This window comes from Niallia taxi, from assembly GCF_004005475.1.
GTDB classification, from domain to species: Bacteria; Bacillota; Bacilli; order Bacillales; family Cytobacillaceae; genus Niallia; species Niallia taxi.
Genome location: NZ_RZTZ01000002.1, coordinates 72,289 through 96,609, shown reverse-complemented (window position 1 = coordinate 96,609; position 24,321 = coordinate 72,289). Strand labels below are relative to the sequence as shown.

Genomic DNA, 24,321 nt, shown 5'->3' with positions numbered 1-24,321 from the left:
AATATAGTTGAGCTATGCCTCTACTTAAAATTGGTTTGAGCAATCTGCAAAAAAAAGATAGCCTTGCAAGGCTATCTTTTCATTACTTCAATTCCTTTTCTCTCAAATCAGCAACCCATGCTTCCATCCTTTGGATGCTGCCAGGTTCGATTTCTTCCACAGCTGCTGCCGCATGCTCTAATGCTTCTTTATATCTGTATTTACGGAATAGCATTTCTGCTTCTGCAAGAGAATTTTCCACTTGCGGGTATTTGCGACGGTATCTGTTTCCGTATTGAATAACCTTTTCTGCCAGCAGCACTGTTTCAACTAGCTCCTCTGTAGCATGCACAAGCGCTATTGTTACTTGCTCTGCATGATCAGCCAAATGCTGAACTGTCGGCATGTCTAGCGGTGCTTCCTGCAGTACGACCTTTAATTTCGCGATTGCTGCCTGTGTCTCTTCTGCCAGTTCGTTATATTCAGAAGTAACACCTGGCAAGTTACTGTTAGCAACCATTCTCATCGCATTTGCCATTTGTTTGGAGAGTTCTGTCATCTTTTCTTGTGCAATAACTTCATCTTTTCGTAAAGCATGGAGCTTATCAAACAGCTCTTCTTGTTCCTGTGATGCACTCTCCAGCTGTTGTTTGAGACTTTTTAGTTCTTCACTCAAAATAGTATGTGCAGCAGACTCTGTTAAAAGCTTATGCTCAAGCACTTCATATTGCTTATATAACAGCTTCAAACGTTTATCGAGCTTAAATTGCAGCTCCAGATCCTCATCATTCAAATTATAGCTTCGTTGCAGCAAGGAAACCTCCTCTTGAAGACGAGTATTTCCAGCCTTAATTTCATCCAAAATTGCTTTTACAGGATCTAAATTCTTATTCCAATAGTTCCTTGCCATTACTTCTTTTTCAAGCAAGTCATATAAAAGATCCAATTTCTCCTGTATTTCTGCTATGATAGCCTGAACTTGCTCTATCTTGCCATCATTAAGCAACTCCTTGCTTTGTTCTAGCTCTTCTTCAATTTCAGCCACTTCTGCTTCAAGCTGAATATGTTCAAGAATAAATCCTTGTTCGAGCATATCTGCATAGCCTTCCTTCAGATTGTTAAGCTGTTCAGGAAGCTTCGTTTGACACTCAATCAGCAATGGAGGAATATGCTCAATTAAATAGCGGATATTTTCTGTAAGCTTTTCAATCGCATGAATAATTTCTCTAGCTTCCAGATAATCACCGTTATCTGTTTTTTCCTCGTATTCTTTTAACTTAACAGCAGTTTCCTGCAGCATCTCTTCAATTTTACTTTCTGTATCCCCGAAAGTATGTCTGTGAGCGAGCAATGTTTTTTTGCTTTCCCGATAAGATTCTTTCAAAGCATCTATTTCAGTTCTGTTTTTTTCCTCACTGCCGATTAAATTGTTAAGCTCCTCAAGCATTGTCTCAATGCTGCGCTCCATTGATTCCAATTTAACGCGAATACCTTTTTGCAGTTCTTTTGCTTTTCCAAACTTATATTTATCTATAGATTCTTCCGTATCAAACAAAAGCTCTTCAAGCTCAGGCAGTTGATCTGCCACAATTCCATCCCAATCAGCACGCCATTTTTCAAAAAGCTCTTCCGTTTGCCCAATCATGTTAAGCTTCTTTACCTTAGAAAGCTCAGTTAATACCGGCCGATTCATAATATCGATTTTCCAGCTTTCAAGCTCATCTACAATCCCGTAATATTTTCTTCTAATAAAATATCCTGCTGCAAATAGGCAGATCAAAATGCCTACTAATCCGATTATGTAATTCATTTGAAGCCCCCTGTTCCTACACCGACCAAATTTATTTCAACATACATACAATATGTAAAGGTTATATATTTGTATTTATGATACCATGTAAACGACAATTTTTGACTAATATTTTATTTTTTTTTAAGAAAAATTGTTATTATCCTATCCACTGTTTTCTTACGTGAATGTACGTAAGACAAACATTATTGCTTCTGGCAAACCTATTTAGACAATATTACCCTCTTTCAAAGCTAATTGTTGCGGTAATTATATCTATACATACAAAAAGGATGTCCGTAATTTAAACGAGAAAATGTATAATGAGTTAAAAGCATAATGAAGGAGGAAACTCATGTATAAAAGAGATGGTCATATACATACTCCCTTTTGTCCACATGGTACAAAAGATGGATTAAAGGAATATATAAAAAGGGCAATAGACTTAGGATTTGGGGAAATAACCTTCACAGAGCATGCACCATTACCGCAAGGGTTTGAAGATACTGCTCCTACAAAGGACAGCAGTATGACTACAGAACAGCTGTTATCCTATTTTGATGAGGTCCAAGCGGTAAAGGATCTTTTTCAAAGCGAACTGAAAATCAACCTCGGTCTTGAGATTGATTATATTGAGGGTTATGAAGATGGAACAAAAGAGTTTTTACAAAAGTGGGGACATCTCTTGGATGATAGTGTTTTGAGTGTGCATTTTTTAAAAAACCCTTTAGAAAAGTATGATTGCCTTGACTATAGCTCAGATTTATTCGGAGAAATGGTCAGTCTCTATGGAAATGTTGACCGCATTTATGAATGCTATTTTCAAACAGTTTCAAAATCAATTTCTGCCGATTTAGGACCATACAAACCGACAAGAATCGGTCATATGACACTCGTTCATAAGTTCCAAAAACAATATCAGCCTACTCTGGATTTTTCTAATAAAATCCGGGAGTTACTTCACCAAGTCAAAAATGCAGGGTATGAGCTGGATTATAATGCAGCTGGATTATATAAGCCTTTATGTGTGGAAACATATCCACCACAGTGGGCTGTGGAGGAAGCATTGAGCTTACAAATTCCACTTGTATATGGTTCAGATGCCCATCAAGCTAAGGATATGGGGCAAGGGCTGCATGTACTAGTTAGAAACCGTTAAGCTGTATGAACTGCAAAGCACTTCATCAATCCATCTATTTATTTCTATTAAATATTTTTTTATAAAGTATGCTTCATTTAAATAAATATGGAGTACCTCTTGGATATAAGAAGCATTGAGAAAAGGCATAGTTAGAAAGCTTTTTAATTGAATCATACTGTACTGGACAGATTGTTTGGCAAATTCCTTCTTTTCTATGCCTTCTTCCAAGATGCTTAAAAGATAATATCGCTCCTTTACATAGTAAGTAGACATGATTTCTCTCACAACCTGGGAATCGATGGAAACTTCTCGAAGCACAAATCTTGTCAGTTGCAGGTTCTGCCACTGAAATTCAATAATTTCTCTCACAACATGCTTCAGTTTTTCCGACATGCTGTTAAAATCACGATGGCTAGCTGCCTCCAATACCTCCATATAATTTTCGAAATAAGTAGTAAAGCAGTGCTCCAGCAAACCATGCTTGCCATTAAAATAATAAGAGATATTAGCTATATTAACTTTTGCATGTCCGGCAATATCCCTAATGGAAGTCCCATCATAACCATTCCTGTTAAATAACGTAATTGCGGATTCGACAATTGCTTCCTTTGAATTTCTTTTCATCTTAAGAATCGCCTCGTTTCTCTTGCTATTCATGATAAAATATGTTTGAATAATAATTATTTTTGTGCAGCATAAAACGATGAAAGAAAAGACTCTATATACTTTTCTTGATAATATTGGCCAATCCTTTAAAAGAAAGTCGACAAAACTTTCATAGGTTCGCTCTTAAACTGCTAAAATAATGACAATAATTGAAGGAAGTTAGGTGATTTGCTTGTTTAACGTCGAAACTTACAACGGCAATCGGGAACAGCAATATGAATTGGTGGTTAAACAGTTGAAGGCTCTTCTTGAAGGCGAATCAAATACAATAGCAAACTTATCAAATGCAGCGGCTCTTTTAAATCAATTTTTGGACCGTGTGAATTGGGTAGGTTTTTATTTGACAGAAGGAACTGAGCTAGTTCTTGGTCCGTTCCAAGGTTTGCCAGCATGTGTGCGCATTCCTTTCGGAAGAGGAGTTTGCGGTACATCTGCAAAAAACAAAGAGACAGTATTAGTAGAGGATGTTCATCAATTCCCAGGTCATATCGCATGTGATGCAGCCTCACAATCAGAAATAGTTGTGCCATTAGTAAAGGAAGACGGCACATTACTAGGTGTTCTTGATATTGATTCACCTGAAAAAGCACGCTTTGATGAAACAGATAGGAAATATCTAGAAATCTTTGTTTCCGCATTGATGGAATATGTAAAATAATCCTAGAACATACAAAAACACCTCGAAATATTTCGAGGTGTTTTTATTCATTTCAAATATAAAGCTTTCAGCTAGTCCGAAAGGCATCTTGCACAACAACTCGATCCTTTCCAGTCTCTTTCGCAATATACAATGCTTTGTCTGCCCGCTTAAAGATGGAATGGTAATTTTCTTCATTATTTCTCATCCAGTAAGACACACCACAGGAAATGGTTACAGGTGGTGCAGAGCTTTCCCGAACTTTTTCAACAAGCCTTTCAGCAATGAAAACACCGACTTGGAGAGGAACTCTTGGCAAATAGATTGCAAGCTCCTCACCACCCCATCTTGCGCCTATATCTGTCGCTCTTATGTTTTCCATAATAATATTGGCTACCTGAATGATAATCTCGTCACCGACTTGATGTCCATACGTATCATTCACTGCCTTGAAATTATCAATATCAATTAAGATAAAGGTGCCCTCTGCATCCTCCACAAGCGATCTTACCAGCTTTTCATCTAGGAAGCTTCTCGAATAGAGTTTTGTCAGATGGTCTGTAACCACCATCTTCTCTAATTCCTCTCTTAGCATGGAATTTGTCAGGGCCAATGTAGAGTGATGAATAAGAGATTGCAGCAATTTAAAGGTATCAAAAGAAAAATGATACGGCAATTGATGCATGACAATCGCAAAACCTTTCAAAACACCCGTCTGCATCATCGGGACAGCCATGATCGATTTGTAAACAGCATCCTCCTCAGAAGGCATACTGAAATCGCCTAAAAACAACGAATCCTTTTCTTGTTTGATTTTTTCTTTAAAATAATGGATATACGTCTCAGCAGCTTTTGTACGAAAGAAATCAGTGCTGCCATTTAATACAGTCAATGAGTTTGTCTCAGAGGAAAATAGAATGAAGCCGACCTCCTCTGCCTCAAAGCTAATCGAAATGCGGTTTGACATATATGTCATCATTTCCGTAAGCCTTAAATTCGAGTTTAATCGATGGGAAGCCTCATTAATGAGCTGTAAATCAGACACTAGCTTTTTTGATTGCTGATAAAGCTGGGCATTTTCCAAAGCACCCCCAGCTGTATTTGCCAGCAGGGTAATGAATTCCACTTCTTTTTTTGGAAATTTAACCGAATTCTCAGCGATAACTTGCAATACACCATAAACACCTTGCTTTCCTTTTAAAGGAGCATACAAGATGGAATTTCTACTTTCCTTCACATACTCAAACTGTATTTCTCCCGTTACATAGGCTTCCATTGCAGCAAGGTTTTCACTGTCGTATTCTAAATCCTTGATTGGCAAATCACCATGCGTGTTATTATCATGGGACAACAAAAGATAATAGCCGAGAGATGGATAAATATCCTTTAATGTATTGATAATTGCCCGCAATACTCCTTCTGTATCCATAGAAGAGTGGAATTTTTCGGTAACTTTAAAGAGCTTTTTATATCTTTTCTCTTCCGCAACAATTTCGAGCAAATCCTGGACCTTAATTAAATAAAAGCTAAACTCCTCACTGATAAGCTTATATAGGCAATCAGTGCCGATTTGATTACTTTCTTGCACAGATCCATCTAATTGGACAACAAAAAAATTATAAAAACCATCTTTGTTTTTCAATGGGATCAGCAAATCATAATGTTCTAATGTATGAATGCCGATTGGCTTTCTAGAAACTTCCTTACTTAACAGCTTATTTTTCATTTCCGCTGTATAAGGAAGAATAGCTGCTGTCGAAAAAGGATTTGTTGATGCTTCTGCAGCCCATTCATCGTTCCACTCATTTGCACTGTAATAGGTAACCTCAGAGGCATGCAAGAAGTTTTTAATAATATACAGCATTTCCCGCAAAATTAACTCATAATTAAAACTTTTGCTATCTATATCAAAGAGATCGAAGAACCGACTTTTTAGATTTACTATTGATTGGTGGTCGAGCTTATCCATCTATTATCACCTATTCATCTAACTATTCATTCTATTTTCCCATGTTATCATTAAGATATTGCTTATATACCTTGAAAAGCCATCTTACAAACGTGATAAGGAGAAAAGACTCATGTCTTTCGCAACACGTAATATAAAAAACAGATACTTTCACCTAAGTCGAAAGTAGGATTTTTTACGCATGAATTATCTGACAATTATTATAGTAAATTAAAACAATTATATCACATGGCGCTGGAATAAGAATACAGCAGTTAAAAATTTTCCTTATTACGAACAGGTAAATTTCTACTAGGATAGAATTTCGTAATCTTTACTTGCTTTTTCATTGGTAAAATCATATAATACTCTTTGTGTAAAATATTGCAGCATATGCAAATCACTTTCTTGTTTTAGTTTGTTCCTCAAAACACGTTTTGATGGTGTATTGTGTAACCCTTAGCTGCTAGGGCGAAGGTACATGAAGACAAAATAAACATAAAGGCTAGTTGCATCTGTTTTTATTTTACCAAAATAAAAACATGAAGGAGGAGTCATCAATGGCTCGTTATACAGGTCCAAGTTGGAAACTTTCTCGTCGTCTTGGGATTTCTTTAAGCGGTACTGGCAAAGAGTTAGATAAACGCCCTTACGCTCCAGGACAACATGGTCCAAACCAACGCAAAAAATTATCAGAATACGGTTTACAATTACAGGAAAAGCAAAAATTACGTCATATGTATGGTGTAAATGAGCGTCAATTCCGTAATTTATTCGATATTGCTGGCAAAATGAAAGGTAAACACGGTGAAAACTTCATGGCGCTTCTAGAATCTCGCCTTGATAACGTTGTTTATCGTTTAGGTCTTGCTCGCACACGTCGTCAAGCACGTCAGCTTGTTAACCACGGTCACGTTATCGTTGATGGTGGACGCGTAGATATCCCATCATACCGTCTAAAAGCAGGTCAAACAATCACATTGCGTGAAAAATCACGTAACCTTGATATTGTTAAAGAAGCAGTTGAAGTGAACAACTTCGTACCTGATTTCTTGACTTTCGATGCTGATAAATTAGAAGGTACATTCACTCGTTTACCAGAACGTTCTGAATTGCCAGCTGAAATTAACGAAGCTCTTATCGTTGAGTTCTACTCTCGTTAATAGATTTGTTAATACAGCATTACCAAACCCTAGAAACCGCGTTGTATCAACGCCTTCTGGGGTTTTTTTATTTAGTTTGCTTTGTAAAACAACTTATTATCCAGTATTTATTTAAGACTGATATCTATCATACGTGGGAGAAATATCGCTTTTTATGCCAATAATTACTTTTCTTCAGTGCTTGACACAGAAATCCCATCCCAACTAAACAATGTAAGTGAACACTTATTATTTTTAAACACCCAACTATTGTAATGTAGTCAAAACGCGGAAACTAAATTTTTGGTATAGTTGTGTGAAGAGGAACTGATTATTTGTGTTAAAATAGCCTAACTTTATTATATAAAAGCAGCCATGATACAATTTAAATGTAGTCAGCGGAAACTGATTACAGGGTTCGGTTTGTGCAATAATGTATACTTAGTAATACACAGTAGTGATTCTACCAAAGAATCAAGGAAGACCTTTGACACAAGGACTCCTTCAACATATTCCCTCTAACCTCATAAAAAAAGACAAGCTGAACAAAACAGCATCATGACAGTGATAATATAAACATTTATAATTCGTTTGTAAAAATACAAGTTTATTCCTCGTGAATCTGGCTATAAGTCTTATATGGAGCAAAGGTGTTTTAGCGATTCCCGACTTCTCACCGTTTTCCTTTGCTCCGCTTCCATAAAAAAAAGACCCCCCTCAGGTCTTCTGCATTTCTATTTTATTAAGCCTATCGCAATAGTCTCTATTAATGTCCTTACAGAAGCATCTCTTTTTTTGATGGCTTTCATCATCGTTACAAGCTTCCTTATCTCATCCTTTGACTGATCTTCTATTAGTCGCTCAATGAGCTCTGTACTTTTTATTCTCATAGCTCCACCTTTAGCAGGCACTTTAAAATCACTTTCCCATCTTAAAGTATTTCTTACATAATCCTTGTCTAAATCATATAATGTCATTAATTTATCGCTGTTATTTCTAATAAGTGCTTGCAATGTCCATCTTCCTTCTATTTTTATTTTCAGTATTGCCGATTTCTATGGTGCATTGTTTCATTTTGGAACAACAATTGTATATTCATTAAGTGATCCAATCTTTTACTAAGCAAAATGGTTTCTTCAGAAGTGAAGCCTTTCATCATTCCTGTTGAAATCATATTTTTCCTGAGTTTTTCGATTTGTTCATTCAAATGAATGTTCATATGTAGTTTGCCCCTTTAGTAATTTTCACAGATATATATTTTACCAAGGGTAAACGGATACAACATAGACTAAGATTTCTTCATTTATCGACACCATACTACAAATTTTACTAAAATTTCTTCCTTAAGTTTAGTTAATTCTGCATAATTAGTAGTAAAGAACCATGAACAATAGCTATTTTTAGTTCTTTAATACTATATTCAGTGTTTTTAACATACAAAAAAAGGCTTGAATTCATACTTCTCAAGCCTTCTTTTTGTATTAATGCTTTTTCTTATCAGTGTTTTTCTTTGTCTGCAGCATTCTCCGTCAAACCATCAACCGTGCCTTCCATATAAGTATCAGATGTTTGTTCATGTGTTTCGGCGAGTCCTTTTGAAACACTCTCTGTACTTTTATAATCATCTGAATTATAGATTTTTCCTGCGATTGGAGTACCGTTTGTTTTTGCCATTCCTTTTTCCTCCTAAAGCCGCTTTCGGCATGTATTTTATCATACAACACATATTTTGCATGGATTTGACAAATACATGCAGGAAATTATCCTGTTACAAAAAATTACCATCGATTACAAAAATAAGGCTTTATATGCCTGGAAAGCAAAATAGAGTCCAAAGCCAATCATGGAGATTGATGATAAAATGGAAATAATATAAAGCATATTAGAATGAAGTAGTCTTCTCGCAATTCCTGAAATAAGTGCCATTGTAAAATCCCATAATAATATCCCTGAGATAATAGCTAGGCTGCATAAAACAAAGGTTTTATTAGAAAAGCTTTCAGCCGATTTTGCCATGACAGAACCATAAATACCAAGCCAGAACAGTATCGTTAATGGATTAGATATCGACATTAAAAAGCCAGAGAAAAAGGACTTAAACAGTGAATTGTCCTGTTTTTTCCGTTCTAAAACATTAATTTTTGCCGAATTAATTAAGCTTTCAATCCCCGTATAGGTAAGTACGAAAAAACCGAACAAATACAAAAAGGTTTTCATGAATGGTGTATTAATGAAATGGCTGATTCCAAAGTACACCATCATCATATATATAACATCTGCAATCAATGCTCCAATTCCAAAAATCCACGCATGAAAGAAGCCGTTCCTAATCCCCTTGTCCAATTGTGCTGCATTAACAGGACCAACAGGTGCAGCTAACGAAACACCCAATAATATATATGGAATAAAAGTAACCATAAATCCCTCCGCATATGTATGTTTGCTTCTAGTCTATTCAGCGGAGGGGACTTGTACGACAAAAATTTAATCCTTAAAGATAATCCATCTTTTCCAAAAAACAAGGCTTCTTGGACAAAAAGTCCAAGAAGCCTTGTTGTAGCTATTAGTATTGAATTAAGAAATACTTTTTCTTTCCTCTTCTTATAACAGTAAACTGGTTTTCAATGCGGTCCTCTTCTCCAAGAACATAATCCAGCTCTTGCTTACGTTCACCATTAATGTACACAGCACCATTAGTAATGTCCTCGCGAGCCTGTCTTTTAGATGAGACAATGTTTGCTGCTACTAACAGATCAACTAGTACAGCGTCACCCTCTTCATGCTTGTATGTCGGAACATCCTTGAAGCCTTGCTTAATCTCAGAGGCAGTCAGATTTTTAATTTCTCCGCTGAAAAGTGCTTCTGTTATTTTCAAAGCCTGTTCTAATGCTGCTTCCCCGTGAATCATTTTTGTCATCTCTTCCCCAAGGGCTTTTTGCGCTTTTCGTAGATGAGCCTCTTCTTGCATAGATGCTTCTAATGCTTCAATTGTTTCTTTTGATAAGAACGTAAAGAATTTTAAGTATTTGATTACATCCGCATCTGCAGTGTTAATCCAGAACTGGTAGAATTCATATGGTGTTGTTTTTTCTGGGTCAAGCCAAATCGCGCCGCTTTCTGTTTTACCGAACTTTGTTCCATCTGCTTTTGTAACAAGTGGAATTGTCAGTCCATATGCTTTTGCGCCTTCTGCACTGTTTTTACGGATAAGCTCTAGACCTGTTGTAATATTTCCCCATTGGTCACTTCCGCCGATTTGCAGCTTACAGTTATGGTTATCGTATAGATGCAAGAAGTCCAGTGCCTGAAGAATTGTATACGTAAATTCTGTGAATGAAATACCTGTTTCTAATCGTGAAGAGATTGTATCTTTAGCCAGCATATAATTGATGCCGATATGCTTGCCGTAATCTCGTAGAAATGTAACGATATCCATCTTTCCAGCCCAGTCATAGTTATTAACCATTTCTGCACCATTTTCACCGTCGAAATCAAAGATTTTCTCTAGCTGCTTTTGCAAGCATTTGACATTATGTCCGATTGCATCTAATGTTTGCAGATTTCTTTCTTCGCTTTTTCCGCTAGGATCTCCAATCAAACCAGTTGCTCCACCGACAAGCACGATTGGTGTATGTCCAGCATTTTGAAAACGTCTTAATGTTAAGAACGGCAGTAAATGACCAATATGCATGCTGTCTGCAGTCGGGTCCACACCACAGTATAAGCTGATTTTCGTATTTGCTAAGACGTCCTGTAGGCCTTCTTCATCTGTCTGCTGGTAAACAATACCTCTCCAATGTAAATCTTCTAATAAATTCACCATAATTCCTCCATTCGTAATTCCTTTGCAACTGATTCTTTCTTGCTAGCTTCAATCTTTTTTAAGCAATAAAAAAGCCCCTGCATATACATGCAGGGACGCAAATAAGCGCGGTACCACCCTAATTGAGAGACAAAGCTCTCCACTTAAAAAAGATAACGGTTAACAACCGTCTGCTGCTACTTGCCATTTATGGCTTTCCCAACAGAAGCTTCAGGAGGTAATTCATTCTTTTATTTATGCCATTTCACACCAGCCAATGGCTCTCTTAATATAGTGATAAAAGAACTACTTATTCCCTTCAACGCAATAACGAATCAATATTAGTTTGAGTTATTTTTACCATAAAAGAGCTAAGCATGTCAAATGCTTTTGCGAAAAAGGTTGGAAATTATCGAACATTGCTCATATAGCCCATAGCTTTATGCTATAATGTATGTGATTTTAGGGGGAATGATACCATATGAATGAAAGGCCGAAGTGGAAAAACTATCTCCATGGTTTCCTAAGCTTCTTTACCAATAAAAAAACCGTCAAAAGAGCTCGAATCACTTACGAAGTCTCTTGGAATATTATTCTGATATTCATTATCTTATTAATTGTCGGCGGTGCTTTTGCTGGAGGAATCGGCGCAGGCTATTTTGCATCCCTTGTAAAGGAAGAACCAATAAGATCATACAAGACAATGCAAAAGGACATCTACAATTATGAAGAAACGTCCGAGCTGTATTTTGCCGATAATGTGTATTTAGGAAAACTGCCGACAGATTTAGAAAGAGAAGAAGTAAAAATCAAGGATGTCTCGCCACATTTAGTAGATGCGATTGTTTCGACAGAGGATGAGAACTTCTATAAACATGATGGTGTAGTTCCTAAAGCGATTATGAGAGCATTATTCCAGGAGGTTTCCAACAGCTCCACACAGTCTGGGGGAAGCACCTTAACACAGCAGTTAATTAAAAACCAGATTTTGACGAATGAAGTGTCCTTTGAAAGAAAAGCAAAGGAAATTCTGCTTGCATTAAGGCTTGAAAAATTCTTCTCAAAAGAAGAGATTCTGGAAGCATATTTAAATGTGTCGACATTTGGCAGAAACTCATCTGGAAGAAATATTGCCGGTGTTCAAGCAGCTGCACAAGGAATTTTTGGCGTGGAGGCGAAGGATCTTACATTGCCACAATCAGCCTTTATTGCTGGTCTGCCACAAAGTCCGTTTGGCTATACTCCATTCACACAGGATGGCACGGTCAAAGAAAATCTGGAGCCTGGCTTGGAAAGAATGAAAACTGTTCTTGCTAGAATGTACAATCAGCACAAAATCTCAAAAGAAGATTATGACAAAGCAGCAGCATATGATATAACAAAGGATTTTGCGAGCCCTGTTGTAAGCCCAATTGAAAAATACCCTTGGGTTACCTATGAAATAGAAAATAGAGCGACACAAATTATTGCTGAAATGCTTGCAAAAGAAGATGGCTATAATGCGAAGGATTTAGAAGAGGATGAGGTTCTTTATGATCAGTACACAGAACTTGCAGATCGCCAAATCCATCAAAACGGCTATGAAATTCACAGCACCATTAATAAAAAGATTTATGATAAATTTACAGAAGTAGTAGATAAATACCCGTATTTTGGTCCTGATAAACCGCAAACTGTCACAGACAGTGAAACCGGTGAAAAGAAAACCATTATGGAGCCTGTAGAAACAGGTGCAATCCTGATTGACAATAAATCTGGTGCTATTATCAGCTTTGTCGGCGGAAGAGACTATGGCAGAGAAGCAACAAACCATAGTACAAGCCCTAGACCGAACGGCTCAACAATGAAGCCGCTGTTAGTTTATGGTCCTGCCATTGAATTGGGAACACTATCTCCCGGAACAGTCCTCCCAGATGTTCCGCTTGCACTTGACCCTGCAAGACCTGGTACTGTTTGGCCTAATAACTACGACTTCCAGTTTCACGGTCTTGTAACAGCAAGGGTTGCTATGGCTAAATCATATAACGTTCCTGCGGTAAAAGCTTATGCGCAGATTCTGCCGCAAAAGCCTGCTAATTACCTCGAAAAAATGGGCTTCACCACGTTAACAGAAGGTGATTATGCAAACAGATCAACATCTATCGGTGGACTGACAAACGGAGTTTCAGTTGAGGAAAATACAAACGCATTTGCTACTTTTGCAAATGGCGGAAACTTTGTTGATGCCTATATGATTGATAAAATTGTCGATAAAGACGGCAAAGTCATCTACAAGCATAAAACAGAAAAAGTGAAGGTATTCAGCCCGCAAACATCTTATTTGACTATTGATATGATGCGGGATGTTATTAATCAAGGAACAGCAACAGCCGTTAAAAGCCGTTTGAAGTTCAGCTCTGACTGGGCTGGAAAAACCGGTACGACACAGGACTTTAAAGACTCTTGGTTTGTTGCGACAAATCCGAATGTCTCCTTTGGAGTTTGGACTGGCTATGATACACCTAAATCACTCGTAAGCTCTGGTACAATGAGCTACAGCATGCGTAACAACTATTTATGGGCAGATTTAATGAATGCTGCCTACGATGTCGATTCGAAGCTTGTTGACCCGTCTGAAAGCTTTACAATGCCAGGTGGGATTGTAAGAAGGTCTGTTTGCTCGCTTTCCGGATTGCTTGCCTCTGAAGGCTGTTCAAAAGCAGGACTTGTGACAACAGATTTATTTAAATCAAGCTCTGTACCTAATAAGACAGATGACAGCATCGTTACAGGAAAATATGTGCAAATTGGCAACACAAAGTACATGGCATTAGACTCCACTCCAAGCGAATTTTCTGAAACAGGAGTCATATTAAATCCTGATTATATTGAAAAGCTGTTTGGTATTAAAGTATCTGATCCAAGTGACTTAATCCGTAATAATACAGCATTAAAAAATGTCGTTGTTCCGTCCAATAAAATAACGGATAACGGCAAGGCACCAAATGCTCCTAAAGTCAGCAATAGCGGAAGCACCATCGCTTGGTCTAAATCAGGGGAAAAAGATGTTATCGGCTACCGTGTCTATCAAAACGGTAAAAAGGTTGCAAGCATTAAGGCGAGTGACACTCTCTCCTTTAAAGCAGGCAGCGGATCCTATGTCGTCAAAGCAGTAGATATCGCCGGAAAAGAATCCTCCAACTCCAATAAGATTGAAGTAGCTAGCAAACAAAGCAGCAAGGCAAAAGAGGACGATAAAAAAGCGAACAAAGCAACTGCTAAAAAAACAGAGGAAGACAATAAAGCGGAAGCATCCAAGGAAAAAAAGCAAGAGAACAATGATTCAGATAATAAAAAAGAAGACTCTAGTGCAGATAATAAAGAAGAAAAAACCGATAATACTTGATGCACAGCACAAAAAGACGTTCCGTTAAAACGGAACGTCTTTTTTATTTTAATACGGTGATATACTTCGTAGATACATATCCTGTCTTCGAACCATATTTCACCTTATACCATGAGCCTTGCTGTGCAACAATGACAACTGTCTGCTTTTTCTTTAGTCTTGTGATAACCTTTGATGCTGTTGTTGCCTTTTCTCTCATATTAAGCACTGTTGCTTTAACACTGCCCTTTTTCTCTTTAGCAGGCTTTTGAATCGAAACCTTTTGTTTAATCGTCTTCTTATATCCATCTAAATTTTCAGCTGTCATTTCAGCTGTATATGTGCCGTTTGCCACCTTGCTTATATTCCAGTCAAAGTTAAGCACACCGGATTTTACTGCTTTATTTTTTGCCAGTGTTGAAATAATCTTCCCTTTTGAATCTTTAATGGCAATTGTCATTTTTCCAGATTTATTAATTTTCATTGATAGCTTACTCCTATTTTTCTTATAATCTGAGCTTGCTTTAAAGGCTGAGATAACAGGAGCAGCTGTATCTTTTTTGGCAGGTATAGCGATTTTAACAGGTGCTTCTGTGTCTTTTTTTTCCTGCGTAGGAGTAACAGGTGCTTCTGTGTCCTTTTTGTCCTGAGAAGGAGTAACAGATGCTTCTGTGTCCTTTTTCACAGTTGTATTTTCTTGTGAAGAGCTTACTATCCCACTATATTCCTTTATAAGAGCGGCTTTTGGAAAATAGAATTGTAAAATTTGTTGATAGCTCTGTCCAGCATCTGCTCTGTTTCTAGCACCGTACTGGCTAAGACCTACACCGTGCCCGTTTCCTCTTCCTTGTATATAGATGCTTCCATTTTCTACTTTAGAAACATCCACTAAATAGCTTGGCATTTTATCAATGCCGACCATTGCTCGAATTCTTGATGCCGCCGTGTCATTAAGCACAAGTGTTTTCTTTTCAACAGCCTTTTCATTTGTCTTCACTAGATAGTCTATATTCACAGTTCCTTTTGAAACTCTTCCTCCCGAGGTTAAAGCAGATACGTTCAGCTCAAGCTTAGAGATTCTTATAATTTTCACTGTGTTAACATCGTCAATATAGCCTTCATTTTTCAACCATGTTTTCATATTTTTTAACACTTGATTATTTGCATCTGCTTCCTTCTGAGTAACCCACCATGTACTCGCGTCATTTAAATCAAGCGTTTCTGGAAGCTGCTGCTGTTTCAGCTGAATAGCCCAAGGAAATTTATCCTTAGTCGCAGGATTAAAATCAAAGGCATCCTCCACAACGGCAAAATAAGGCAAGGCTGTTCCTCCCCAAACACTGCTGTTAACTTCTGTCTTGCCTCCATTGCTTGCAGAAAACACTGCATCTATTAAGCTATTATTATATTTCAGAACCATTCCTGCCGTTTCCTGTATGGCGTTATCACTGCGTGGATGAATTCCGATAATCCCGCCATATACTTGTTTCGCAATTGTATCAACCATATTGGCATCATTTTTATGCTTTAACGCATATGTTCTTGCGGCAACTGTTTGTGCTTTAAGTGCCTCCATGCTCCATAGTGCCGGCATTTCTTGAGGAACAACTCCTCTTAAATATGTTTCCACATCCACTTTATTGATTGGACGAATATATATATTATTTGTTTTTGTATCTTTTTCCATTACAAATTGAAAAGAACCATAATAACCACGGTCATTAATGGCAAGATTTCCATCTGTGTGTGCTGGTGTTGCATTTATACTAGTTTCGTTTTCCATTAAAACCTGTCCACTTTTTGTTGCCAGCTTTAATCTACTGTTAACTATGCTCATTACAGCCTCAGTACCTTTGCTAACCTTAGTACCATTTGTAAGGGTGTAATCTCCATTAAATACAACCGTAATAGAAGACTTATTGCCAAGATAATTGACAAGCTTCACTTCTATCATTGGAATGGAATCAGCCTTCATTTGCTGAGGAATTGCACAAAGAATAACTACAAAAATGAGCATAATTGACACCAGTTTTATCATATGTTTCCCCCTAGAAGTCATTCTATTTATCTATAAAATTTGTAATACAACTGTCATACTAATTTATTTTATAGACCAATAGACTTAAATACTAGGTGTAATTTAATGGGAAAAAACGCTGAAAAAAAAACAAAAAAAAGATGGCTGTTATTAAGCCATCTTTGTTGTTATTTTGTTGATTGTCTTGCTTCAATTCGATGTGGCAATACTACAATTCCGTCTTCCACTGTTTCTTTGTTCATGTATTTTGTCAGCAATCTCATTGCTACAGCACCGATATCGTAAAGAGGCTGTACAATTGTTGTCAGCTGTGGTCTTACCATCAATGTTAGTTTTGTGTTGTCTGAACTGATGATTTCAAAGTCCTCAGGAACTTTAAAGCCTTTATCCTCTGCACTGTGAATGACACCAATTGCCATTTCATCTGAACCTACAAAGATAGCTGTCGGCTTTTCATCTAATTCCATCAGCTTGTCAAAAGATTCCATTCCAGACTCATACGTGTAGTCACCTTCAATAACAAGCTCTTCCTTGAAAGTAATTCCAGAATCTGCCAATGCTCGCTTATAGCCTTCAAGCTTATGATCGCTGTTAATAGGCTCTTCTAATGATCCAAGTACAAGCGCAATGACTTTATGACCCTTTTCTACAAAAGATTTTACAGCATCATATGTTGCTTGTGCATAATCAATGTTTACAGAAGATATTTTTTTGCTTGATTCAACGCTTGCAGCCAGAACGATTGGCACAGGAGATTTTTCAAATTCCTGAACATGCTCTTCTGTAATGTTGCCGCCCATGAATACAATACCATCCACTTGTTTTCCAAGCATTGTATTAAGCAGGTGAAGCTCTTTATCTTTATTTTGATCCGAATTGCTCAAGATAATGTTATATTTGTACATTGTAGCAATATCTTCAATTCCTCTTGCAAGCTCTGCATAAAAAGTGCTTGAAATATCAGGAATAACAACACCAACTGTTGTTGTCTTTTTGCTGGCCAAACCGCGGGCTACTGCATTAGGTCTGTATCCTAAGCGATCAATTACCTCAAGTACTTTTTTCCTTGTTGCAGGTTTCACATTCGGGTTTCCGTTCACCACACGGGAAACAGTTGCCATGGATACACTGGCTTCCCTTGCGACATCATATATTGTAATATTCATGTTTTACACTCCTTCTAACGTACATTCTCTATATTTATTTTACGGCAAGTAGCTAGAACCTAAACATTTTTGTTTCATTTTAGCTAATCTTGTCTAATTATGTATTTAATCATACGATAACGTTGCAAATGCCGCAATGACAAGCTTTCATTTTTTTTCAAAAAAACCGTTTTTTTTAATTACTTAAGCATTGCTCTACAAACAGAGCGTTTTCATTTCTAAATATTCTAACATATCGTGATGCAAATTACCCGTAATAACCTGGATACACGATACTACTCTTTTTATGGACATATTTGCTTAATCATATACATAATAGCATTTAAACAAAAAAACAGATGGAATAATTCCATCTGTTTCCTGTTATGCTCTTACATATGGTGATTCAAGAATTGATTTATAAAACTCATCGAATTGAGGGATATCCATTTGCTGTGCTGAATCTGATAATGCTACAGCAGGATCTGGATGTACTTCTGCCATAACACCGTCTGCCCCAATTGCAAGTGCTGCTTTTGCACAAGGCAGCAGCAAGTCTTTTCTGCCTGTTGAATGCGTTACATCAACAAATACAGGAAGATGAGTTTCTTGTTTTAAAATTGGGACTGCAGAAATATCAAGGGTATTTCTTGTCGCACGTTCGTATGTGCGGATACCGCGCTCACAAAGTATGATTTGGTCATTACCTTGGGAAATAATATATTCTGCTGCATTAATAAATTCTTCAATTGTTGCTGCTAAGCCTCTTTTTAGCAATATTGGCTTTTTCACACTTCCTGCTGCTTTCAGCAGTTCAAAGTTTTGCATGTTTCTTGCGCCAATCTGAATAACGTCAATGTAATCCAACGCCTCTTCAATATGCTGTGGGCTAACGATTTCACTGATTACACGAAGATCGTACTCATCTGCAACTCGCTTAAGTATTTTTAGCCCTTCCACACCAAGCCCTTGGAAATCGTATGGAGAAGTTCTTGGTTTGAATGCTCCTCCGCGAAGCAATGTTAAACCTTTTGCCTTTACGCTCTCAGCAACCTTTGCAACCTGTTCATATGATTCCACTGAACATGGACCGAAAACAAATTTAGGAGCACCATCACCGATTTTTGTGCCTCTAATATCAACAATTGTATCTTCCGGTTTCTTCTTGCGGGAAACAAGAAGTGCTTTACTGTCATCTTCCTGCTGCAGCTGCAAGCCTGCTTTGAAAATTTGCTTGAATAAATGAGCAATTGTTGCATTATCAAATGGCCCATCGTTTTTTGCTAAAATGTCATCAAGCATTTTACGCTCCCTTACCGGGTCATAGCGATGTGCTCCATGCGTAACCTTTGTTTGTGCTATTTTTTGAACAAGATTAGCTCTTTCATTAATCTTTTCTAAGATTTCTAAGTTTAACTCGTCAATTCTGTCACGAAGCATTTCTAATTCTTTATTGCTCACTTTCTCCATCATCCCTTCAATCAACAAACCAAACTATTTTCACTTTACTAAAAGCCTGTTTGGTCAATTGTGTATTAGTCTTTATACCAACTTAAAAATATGTTACATTTCTCTTAATTGGGTTAATTATAAAACAACTTTATTCCAATGTCACGAGTTTTCTTTATTAATTAAACGCTTTTAAGCACTAAAGTGTTTTATTCTTTATTTTTATGAAATTTCTAGTAAATCATTACTATTTAAACAAAAGAAGGTGTATTTTTTGCAAAATAAAGATAAATTATTTGCATTAGATATTGGTACTCGTTCTGTAGTGGGCATCATTATGGAAGTGCTAGATAATAATTATCATGTTGCAGACATTCTTTCCATTGAGCATAAAGAAAGAGCCATGCTTGATGGACAAATTCATGATGTGCTTGCAGTAGCCAAAATCATTCAAGAAATAAAATCAAAAATGGAAGAAAGGCATGGTCCTCTTCGAAAAGTAAGTGTTGCTGCTGCAGGCAGAGCATTAAAAACGGAAAAGGCTGCTTACGCTGTTGAGATAGAGGGCAAGCCGATGATGACAAATCAGGATATTTTACATATGGAGCTTGCTGCTGTGCAACAAGCCCAAAGTATTGTAGCGGAGAAAAACAGCCGGGAAAACAGTCAATTTTATTACTGTGTTGGTTATTCTGTCCTTCGTTATACACTTGATGAGCAAGAAATGGGAAGCTTAATTGACCAGCAAGGCAGTATCGCTAAAGTTGAAATAATCGCTACTTTTCTGCCAAAGGTTGTTGTTGAATCATTGATTGCCGCTTTGCATAGGGCGGACTTGGAAATGGAAGCATTGACACTCGAGCCGATTGCTGCCATCAACGTATTAATTCCCCCATCTATGAGAAGATTGAATGTCGCTCTTGTCGATATTGGAGCAGGCACATCTGATATTGCCATCACAGATCAGGGAACCGTTATTGCATATGGAATGGTACCTGTTGCTGGGGATGAAATTACGGAAGCAATCAGTGACCAATATTTATTAGATTTCCCGCTCGCAGAGGAAGCAAAAAAACAACTGTCAGAGCTGGAGCAAATAACAGTTACTGATATTCTTGGCTTTTCAACAGAGTTAAGCAGGGCAGAAGTTGTTGAACAAATTTCACCTGCCCTTGATAAACTGGCAGATGCTATTTGCAGGGAGATTTTATTGTTAAATAACCACCAGTCACCGAAGGCTGTCATGCTTGTAGGCGGAGGCAGCCAAACACCTGCCCTTCAACAAAAAATCGCAGACATGCTGAACTTGCCTGCAAACCGTGTTGCAATCAGAGGAATTGATGCCATTAGCAATATTACCTTTAAGGACCCTTCCATTAAAGGGCCAGAGCTTGTTACACCAGCAGGAATAGCTATTGCAGCCGAGAAATCTCCTGTGCAGTATAAGACTGTATATGTAAACGAACAGCCTATCAGACTATTTGAGGTCAATAAACTGACAATTGGCGACTGTCTGCTTGCCTCAGGCTTATCCCTTTCCAAATTATACGGCAAGCCAGGGATGGCAAAAATCATTTCATTAAATGGACAGAAAATAACCATTCCTGGTTCACATGGGGAAGGTCCTGTGATAAAACGGGAAGGCAAAATCTGCTCATTAGATGATCTTGTCGAAAACGGACAAAGCCTGCAAGTCTTTAAAGGGAAGGATGGAGAGCCAACACAAGTTCAAATAAAAAGCTTAATAGATTTAGACAATGGAAGAGTTGTTCGTATTAATGGAAAGGAATACACCATTCAGCCTAAACTATTATGTAATGGCAAAGCAGCTTCACATGAAGCCTGGATTGAGGATCGCGATGAAATCAATGTCTTGACTGTCAAAACACTTCAGGAGCTCCTTGAAACGCTGGAGTTAAACGACTATTTGGAGGAGCTGCGCCCATATCAAATTAAAATAAACGATAAGGATACAATCATACCTGCTTTTTCTGGAAAGATTTTTCGTAATGGACTTCCTTCTAGATTAACTCACAGCTTTGAAAGCGCCGATGAAATTCTCATCGAAAAAAGAGTAATTCCAACAGTGACCGAGCTGGCGGAAAGAAGACAGATGCTATTATACCAAGTCCTCCCTGTCACCTTTAACGGCAAAAAGCTCACACTTACTAAACAGCTTGCCCAGGTGACAAGAAATGGGCATGCTTTAAAACTGGATGACAAGGTTCCACCATATGAAAAAATTCAAATTGAGCAAAAACCATTTGAAGGATTTCTGTTCCAGGATTTATTTGCTTATGTGCAAATTGACATTCCAAAGGATAAGCAAGGCAGCTTTGAGCTTTTGAAAAATGGAGAAGCTGCAACCTTTTTAACTCCTATTAACAAAGGGGATGAGCTTTCCATTGAATGGAAGGTTCCTGCAACATAAAAAAGGATGGCATATTGGAGAAAACCAATATGCCATCCTTTTTCTTATGCTTTAATGCTTGCTTCTTTAAGGGAATTAACGGTAATTCCACCATGTGATGCATTCCACACGACAGAACGATCAGAAAACAGCAGTGCTTGCGGCGACTCATGTCTTATATTAAATGTTTCCGCGATATAGTTAGAAAGTGGTCGTGCATCTTGAACAGCCAAATAATAAGTATCCACTTCTGAATTTGAATCCGCATATTGCTTGTATTCGTCAAATGCTGCTGCACTTATCGGACATGTCAGGCTATGCTTTACGATGAATGCTGTTTTATTGTTGCTCAAAATTTCTTCAAACTGCTCAACTGTTTCAATCTTTTTCATAATATCCCTCCGGTTTTATCATCACATAAAAAGGCAGCCCCATAATTGGGGCGTCCTATTATTATTGGTTATATTTGCTTTCTGTTTCATCAAAAGCTTTTTTCGTTTCTTCCAGCTTTCTTTGAATCTCATCGTACTCATGTTGAAAAGGATCATTTTCAGCTCCAGCGGCAACAGCATTTTCTGTTTGCTGTTCATCCTTACCTAAGCCTTTCACCTTGCCCATTAAATCGTTTGAATGCTTGGAAACAGTGCTGCCTATGCTGCCAGTCTTATCTTTAGCAATGCTGATATATTCTGTGCCTTTGTCCTTCACTGTTCCAGAAAGCTCAATTCCTTTTTCCTTCAGGATACCGGCTTGCTGATTAAGATCCTGAATCAGTTCTTTACCAGGCTTTGGAGCGAGGAAAAGGGCTGTTGCAGCTCCAACAATTCCTCCTACAATTGCACCAATTAAAAAGTCTTTTCCACCTGAACTTTCATTTTCAACGACTGTTGTTTCGTATTCTCTTGTCATCATTATCCCTCCTAAAAAGTTTAATGTGCTTTTACTTTTACCTTTATGCCGTTCTCTGCTGCTCTTCTAGCTTTCCATTGATCTCTAATATTAAAGAACATCTTGCTGTACTGAAGCACTTGGGCAATCTTGTCCTGATTGTGCACAAGCTTTTGCTCCACATTTTGATTGATGTTTTGAATAGAATCATTGAATCCTCTTACTGAAGTGCCAATGCCCTTCACTGCATCAACCACACCATTAAGGCTTTCTGATTTTTGCTGAATATCCTCAGCAAGCTCATTTGTTTTATGCAGCAAGATAGTCGTTTCCTTTGTAACCCCATCAAGCTGTCTTTCAAGACCAACTAATGTCTTTGAGACACTATCAAGAGTGATATGTAACGATTTCAATGTTCTGGCAACATACACAACCAAAATAGTGAAAGCAATGGCAATTAATGCAACACTACAATATAAAATGATAATCATTTACAGCTACACCTCCGCTTTTTCATTGTTTTTCCCAATTTGGCTAATGCCTAAACCTTTCTTCTATTATAGTTGGAAAAACATCCAGAAACAAATAAAACAGGTAAATTCATCCTATAACTTTCGTGTCAAAACGCATCAATAGTTTGGTTAAATTTACACAATATTATTTAAGAAAAATATTTTTTGGGGTACAATAAAATGGTTGACCATACAAGACAATTCAACAATTTCTACATATGGCGAAGTGTCAAAATCTTTTAAAAATACAGGAGGCATTATATGAAAGACCCACGTATAGAGCTGTTAGCTAAAAATTTAATTAATTATTCGATCAGATTGCAAAAGGGTGAAAAAGTCCTAATTGAAAACTTTGGTTTGCAAAAGGAGCTTGTCAAAGCACTTGTAAAAGAAGCATATGCAGTAGGCGGATACCCTTTTGTGTCCTTAAAGGATAATGATGTAAACAGAGCATTGCTTTTAGGCGCACAAGAGGAGCAATATGAGATGCTGGCTAGCTTTGAAGCAAATGTGATGAGCCAGATGGATGCTTATATCGGGCTTCGTGCGGGAGATAATATTAATGAGCATGCTGATGTGCCTGCAGAAAAAATGAAAATTGAGGGTGCTACTGTCGGCAAAAAAGTTCATCGTGAGATCCGCGTTCCAAAAACTAGATGGGTTGTGCTTCGCTACCCAAGCCCATCAATGGCACAGCTTGCTAAAATGAGCACAGACGGATTTGAGGACTTTTACTTTAATGTATGCAACCTTGATTATGGCAAAATGGATAAAGCGATGGACAATCTCGTTGACTTGATGAATAAAACAGACGAAGTTAAAATCACTGGTCCTGGAACAGATCTAACTTTCTCTATAAAGGATATACCTGCAATAAAATGCTCAGGACAAATGAACATTCCTGATGGAGAAGTTTATACAGCTCCCGTGCGCAATTCTGTTAATGGAACACTTACTTATAATACACCATCTCCATACCAAGGCTTTACATTTGAGCAGGTTAAGCTGACATTCAAGGATGGAAAAATTATTGAAGCTACTTCCAATGATACAGAACGCTTGAACGCAATTCTTGATACGGATGATGGAGCAAGATTTATCGGCGAATTTGCCATTGGTGTAAATCCATATATCCTTCACCCAATGCAGGATATTTTGTTTGATGAAAAAATTGACGGAAGCTTCCATTTCACTCCAGGACAATGCTATGATGATGCATTTAATGACAACCATTCCAATATCCATTGGGATATGGTCAACATCCAAAGACCTGATTACGGCGGAGGAGAAATTTCCTTTGACGGTGTACTAATTAGAAAAGACGGAAGATTTGTGATACCTGAGTTGGAAGCACTGAATCCTGAAAATCTAAAATAATAGATAAAAAAAAGATGCTGATTTACTCAGCATC

The 24,321-nt window shown here is 37.6% G+C and carries 20 protein-coding genes and 1 other annotated feature; of the genes, 6 read left to right on the top strand and 14 right to left on the bottom strand.

Going from position 1 to position 24,321, the window contains the following annotated elements; translation table 11 throughout:
* Positions 1–82: 82 nt before the first annotated feature.
* On the bottom strand, positions 83–1,789 hold the full coding sequence (gene ezrA / locus EM808_RS05345) for a septation ring formation regulator EzrA (protein WP_127736997.1): 1,707 nt from the start codon (positions 1,787–1,789) through the stop codon (positions 83–85).
* Positions 1,790–2,123: 334 nt separating this feature from the next.
* On the opposite strand from ezrA, the gene hisJ reads away from it, so the two are divergent.
* Positions 2,124–2,927 (top strand): histidinol-phosphatase HisJ, encoded by an 804-nt coding sequence (gene hisJ / locus EM808_RS05340; RefSeq protein WP_127736995.1) that lies wholly within the window; start codon positions 2,124–2,126, stop codon positions 2,925–2,927.
* On the opposite strand, the gene refZ is transcribed toward hisJ, so the two are convergent.
* Complete coding sequence (refZ, locus tag EM808_RS05335; protein ID WP_127736993.1) at positions 2,910–3,533, bottom strand: forespore capture DNA-binding protein RefZ; 624 nt, start codon at positions 3,531–3,533, stop codon at positions 2,910–2,912. The two genes, hisJ and refZ, sit on opposite strands and share 18 nt — an antisense overlap.
* 214 nt (positions 3,534–3,747) lie before the next feature.
* Here refZ and EM808_RS05330 point away from each other — a divergent pair, with 214 nt between their 5' ends.
* A complete protein-coding gene (locus EM808_RS05330; RefSeq protein ID WP_127736991.1) occupies positions 3,748–4,233 on the top strand; it encodes a GAF domain-containing protein in 486 nt (161 codons plus the stop codon).
* 67 nt (positions 4,234–4,300) lie between these two features.
* Here EM808_RS05330 and EM808_RS05325 read toward each other — a convergent pair whose 3' ends face one another.
* A complete protein-coding gene (locus EM808_RS05325) occupies positions 4,301–6,181 on the bottom strand; it encodes a sensor domain-containing diguanylate cyclase (protein ID WP_127736989.1) in 1,881 nt (626 codons plus the stop codon).
* Between the two features lie 539 nt (positions 6,182–6,720).
* Between EM808_RS05325 and rpsD the strand changes: the two genes are divergently transcribed.
* Complete coding sequence (rpsD, locus tag EM808_RS05320) at positions 6,721–7,323, top strand: 30S ribosomal protein S4 (RefSeq protein WP_127736987.1); 603 nt, start codon at positions 6,721–6,723, stop codon at positions 7,321–7,323.
* Between the two features lie 713 nt (positions 7,324–8,036).
* Here the strand turns inward: rpsD and EM808_RS05315 are convergent.
* The 5 genes from EM808_RS05315 to tyrS all read right to left on the bottom strand — a co-directional run bounded on the left by EM808_RS05315 (position 8,037) and on the right by tyrS (position 11,122).
* Positions 8,037–8,315 (bottom strand): hypothetical protein, encoded by a 279-nt coding sequence (locus EM808_RS05315; RefSeq protein WP_127736985.1) that lies wholly within the window; start codon positions 8,313–8,315, stop codon positions 8,037–8,039.
* A gap of 26 nt (positions 8,316–8,341) precedes the next feature.
* Positions 8,342–8,521, bottom strand: coding sequence for an aspartyl-phosphate phosphatase Spo0E family protein (locus EM808_RS05310; RefSeq protein WP_127736983.1), 180 nt, complete (start codon positions 8,519–8,521; stop codon positions 8,342–8,344).
* Between the two features lie 278 nt (positions 8,522–8,799).
* Positions 8,800–8,976: a YozQ family protein gene (locus tag EM808_RS05305; protein WP_127736981.1), complete on the bottom strand. Its 177-nt coding sequence runs from the start codon at positions 8,974–8,976 to the stop codon at positions 8,800–8,802.
* Positions 8,977–9,090: 114 nt separating this feature from the next.
* Positions 9,091–9,720 carry a LysE family transporter gene (locus tag EM808_RS05300; protein ID WP_127736979.1) on the bottom strand — a complete coding sequence of 210 codons (630 nt, stop codon included), beginning with the start codon at positions 9,718–9,720 and terminating at the stop codon, positions 9,091–9,093.
* A 145-nt stretch (positions 9,721–9,865) separates the two neighbouring features.
* Complete coding sequence (tyrS, locus tag EM808_RS05295) at positions 9,866–11,122, bottom strand: tyrosine--tRNA ligase (protein ID WP_127737893.1); 1,257 nt, start codon at positions 11,120–11,122, stop codon at positions 9,866–9,868.
* A 91-nt stretch (positions 11,123–11,213) separates the two neighbouring features.
* Positions 11,214–11,436 (bottom strand) — a binding site (T-box leader).
* A 149-nt stretch (positions 11,437–11,585) separates the two neighbouring features.
* Between tyrS and EM808_RS05290 the strand changes: the two genes are divergently transcribed.
* Positions 11,586–14,489, top strand: coding sequence for a transglycosylase domain-containing protein (locus tag EM808_RS05290; RefSeq protein ID WP_127736977.1), 2,904 nt, complete (start codon positions 11,586–11,588; stop codon positions 14,487–14,489).
* 43 nt (positions 14,490–14,532) lie between these two features.
* Here EM808_RS05290 and EM808_RS05285 read toward each other — a convergent pair whose 3' ends face one another.
* From EM808_RS05285 to EM808_RS05275, 3 genes are all read right to left on the bottom strand, one after another.
* The gene (locus tag EM808_RS05285) at positions 14,533–16,506 is read right to left on the bottom strand and encodes a SpoIID/LytB domain-containing protein (protein ID WP_164849581.1); all 1,974 of its coding nucleotides are present in this window, start codon (positions 16,504–16,506) and stop codon (positions 14,533–14,535) included.
* Positions 16,507–16,673: 167 nt separating this feature from the next.
* On the bottom strand, positions 16,674–17,672 hold the full coding sequence (gene ccpA / locus EM808_RS05280) for a catabolite control protein A (RefSeq protein WP_127736971.1): 999 nt from the start codon (positions 17,670–17,672) through the stop codon (positions 16,674–16,676).
* 363 nt (positions 17,673–18,035) lie between these two features.
* The gene (locus EM808_RS05275; protein ID WP_127736968.1) at positions 18,036–19,112 is read right to left on the bottom strand and encodes a bifunctional 3-deoxy-7-phosphoheptulonate synthase/chorismate mutase; all 1,077 of its coding nucleotides are present in this window, start codon (positions 19,110–19,112) and stop codon (positions 18,036–18,038) included.
* 262 nt (positions 19,113–19,374) lie between these two features.
* Here EM808_RS05275 and pilM point away from each other — a divergent pair, with 262 nt between their 5' ends.
* Entirely contained in the window at positions 19,375–21,531 is a 2,157-nt protein-coding gene (gene pilM, locus EM808_RS05270; protein ID WP_127736965.1) for a cell division protein FtsA, read from the top strand.
* A gap of 44 nt (positions 21,532–21,575) precedes the next feature.
* On the opposite strand, the gene ytxJ is transcribed toward pilM, so the two are convergent.
* From ytxJ to EM808_RS05255, 3 genes are all read right to left on the bottom strand, one after another.
* Positions 21,576–21,902, bottom strand: coding sequence for a bacillithiol system redox-active protein YtxJ (ytxJ, locus tag EM808_RS05265; RefSeq protein ID WP_127736962.1), 327 nt, complete (start codon positions 21,900–21,902; stop codon positions 21,576–21,578).
* A 61-nt stretch (positions 21,903–21,963) separates the two neighbouring features.
* Positions 21,964–22,422 carry a YtxH domain-containing protein gene (locus tag EM808_RS05260; RefSeq protein ID WP_235856570.1) on the bottom strand — a complete coding sequence of 153 codons (459 nt, stop codon included), beginning with the start codon at positions 22,420–22,422 and terminating at the stop codon, positions 21,964–21,966.
* A gap of 17 nt (positions 22,423–22,439) precedes the next feature.
* Entirely contained in the window at positions 22,440–22,889 is a 450-nt protein-coding gene (locus EM808_RS05255) for a DUF948 domain-containing protein (RefSeq protein WP_127736959.1), read from the bottom strand.
* Between the two features lie 282 nt (positions 22,890–23,171).
* Here EM808_RS05255 and EM808_RS05250 point away from each other — a divergent pair, with 282 nt between their 5' ends.
* Positions 23,172–24,287: an aminopeptidase gene (locus EM808_RS05250; RefSeq protein WP_127736956.1), complete on the top strand. Its 1,116-nt coding sequence runs from the start codon at positions 23,172–23,174 to the stop codon at positions 24,285–24,287.
* Positions 24,288–24,321: the final 34 nt, after the last annotated feature.

Coding starts and splice junctions, on each gene's coding strand:
- ezrA (WP_127736997.1), bottom strand. CDS start 1,789: ATGAATTACATAATCGGATTAGTAGGCATTTTGATCTGCCTATTTGCA.
- hisJ (WP_127736995.1), top strand. CDS start 2,124: ATGTATAAAAGAGATGGTCATATACATACTCCCTTTTGTCCACATGGT.
- refZ (WP_127736993.1), bottom strand. CDS start 3,533: ATGAAAAGAAATTCAAAGGAAGCAATTGTCGAATCCGCAATTACGTTA.
- EM808_RS05325 (WP_127736989.1), bottom strand. CDS start 6,181: ATGGATAAGCTCGACCACCAATCAATAGTAAATCTAAAAAGTCGGTTC.
- rpsD (WP_127736987.1), top strand. CDS start 6,721: ATGGCTCGTTATACAGGTCCAAGTTGGAAACTTTCTCGTCGTCTTGGG.
- EM808_RS05310 (WP_127736983.1), bottom strand. CDS start 8,521: ATGAACATTCATTTGAATGAACAAATCGAAAAACTCAGGAAAAATATG.
- EM808_RS05305 (WP_127736981.1), bottom strand. CDS start 8,976: ATGGCAAAAACAAACGGTACTCCAATCGCAGGAAAAATCTATAATTCA.
- EM808_RS05300 (WP_127736979.1), bottom strand. CDS start 9,720: ATGGTTACTTTTATTCCATATATATTATTGGGTGTTTCGTTAGCTGCA.
- EM808_RS05290 (WP_127736977.1), top strand. CDS start 11,586: ATGAATGAAAGGCCGAAGTGGAAAAACTATCTCCATGGTTTCCTAAGC.
- EM808_RS05285 (WP_164849581.1), bottom strand. CDS start 16,506: ATGATAAAACTGGTGTCAATTATGCTCATTTTTGTAGTTATTCTTTGT.
- ccpA (WP_127736971.1), bottom strand. CDS start 17,672: ATGAATATTACAATATATGATGTCGCAAGGGAAGCCAGTGTATCCATG.
- ytxJ (WP_127736962.1), bottom strand. CDS start 21,902: ATGAAAAAGATTGAAACAGTTGAGCAGTTTGAAGAAATTTTGAGCAAC.
- EM808_RS05260 (WP_235856570.1), bottom strand. CDS start 22,422: ATGATGACAAGAGAATACGAAACAACAGTCGTTGAAAATGAAAGTTCA.
- EM808_RS05255 (WP_127736959.1), bottom strand. CDS start 22,889: ATGATTATCATTTTATATTGTAGTGTTGCATTAATTGCCATTGCTTTC.
- EM808_RS05250 (WP_127736956.1), top strand. CDS start 23,172: ATGAAAGACCCACGTATAGAGCTGTTAGCTAAAAATTTAATTAATTAT.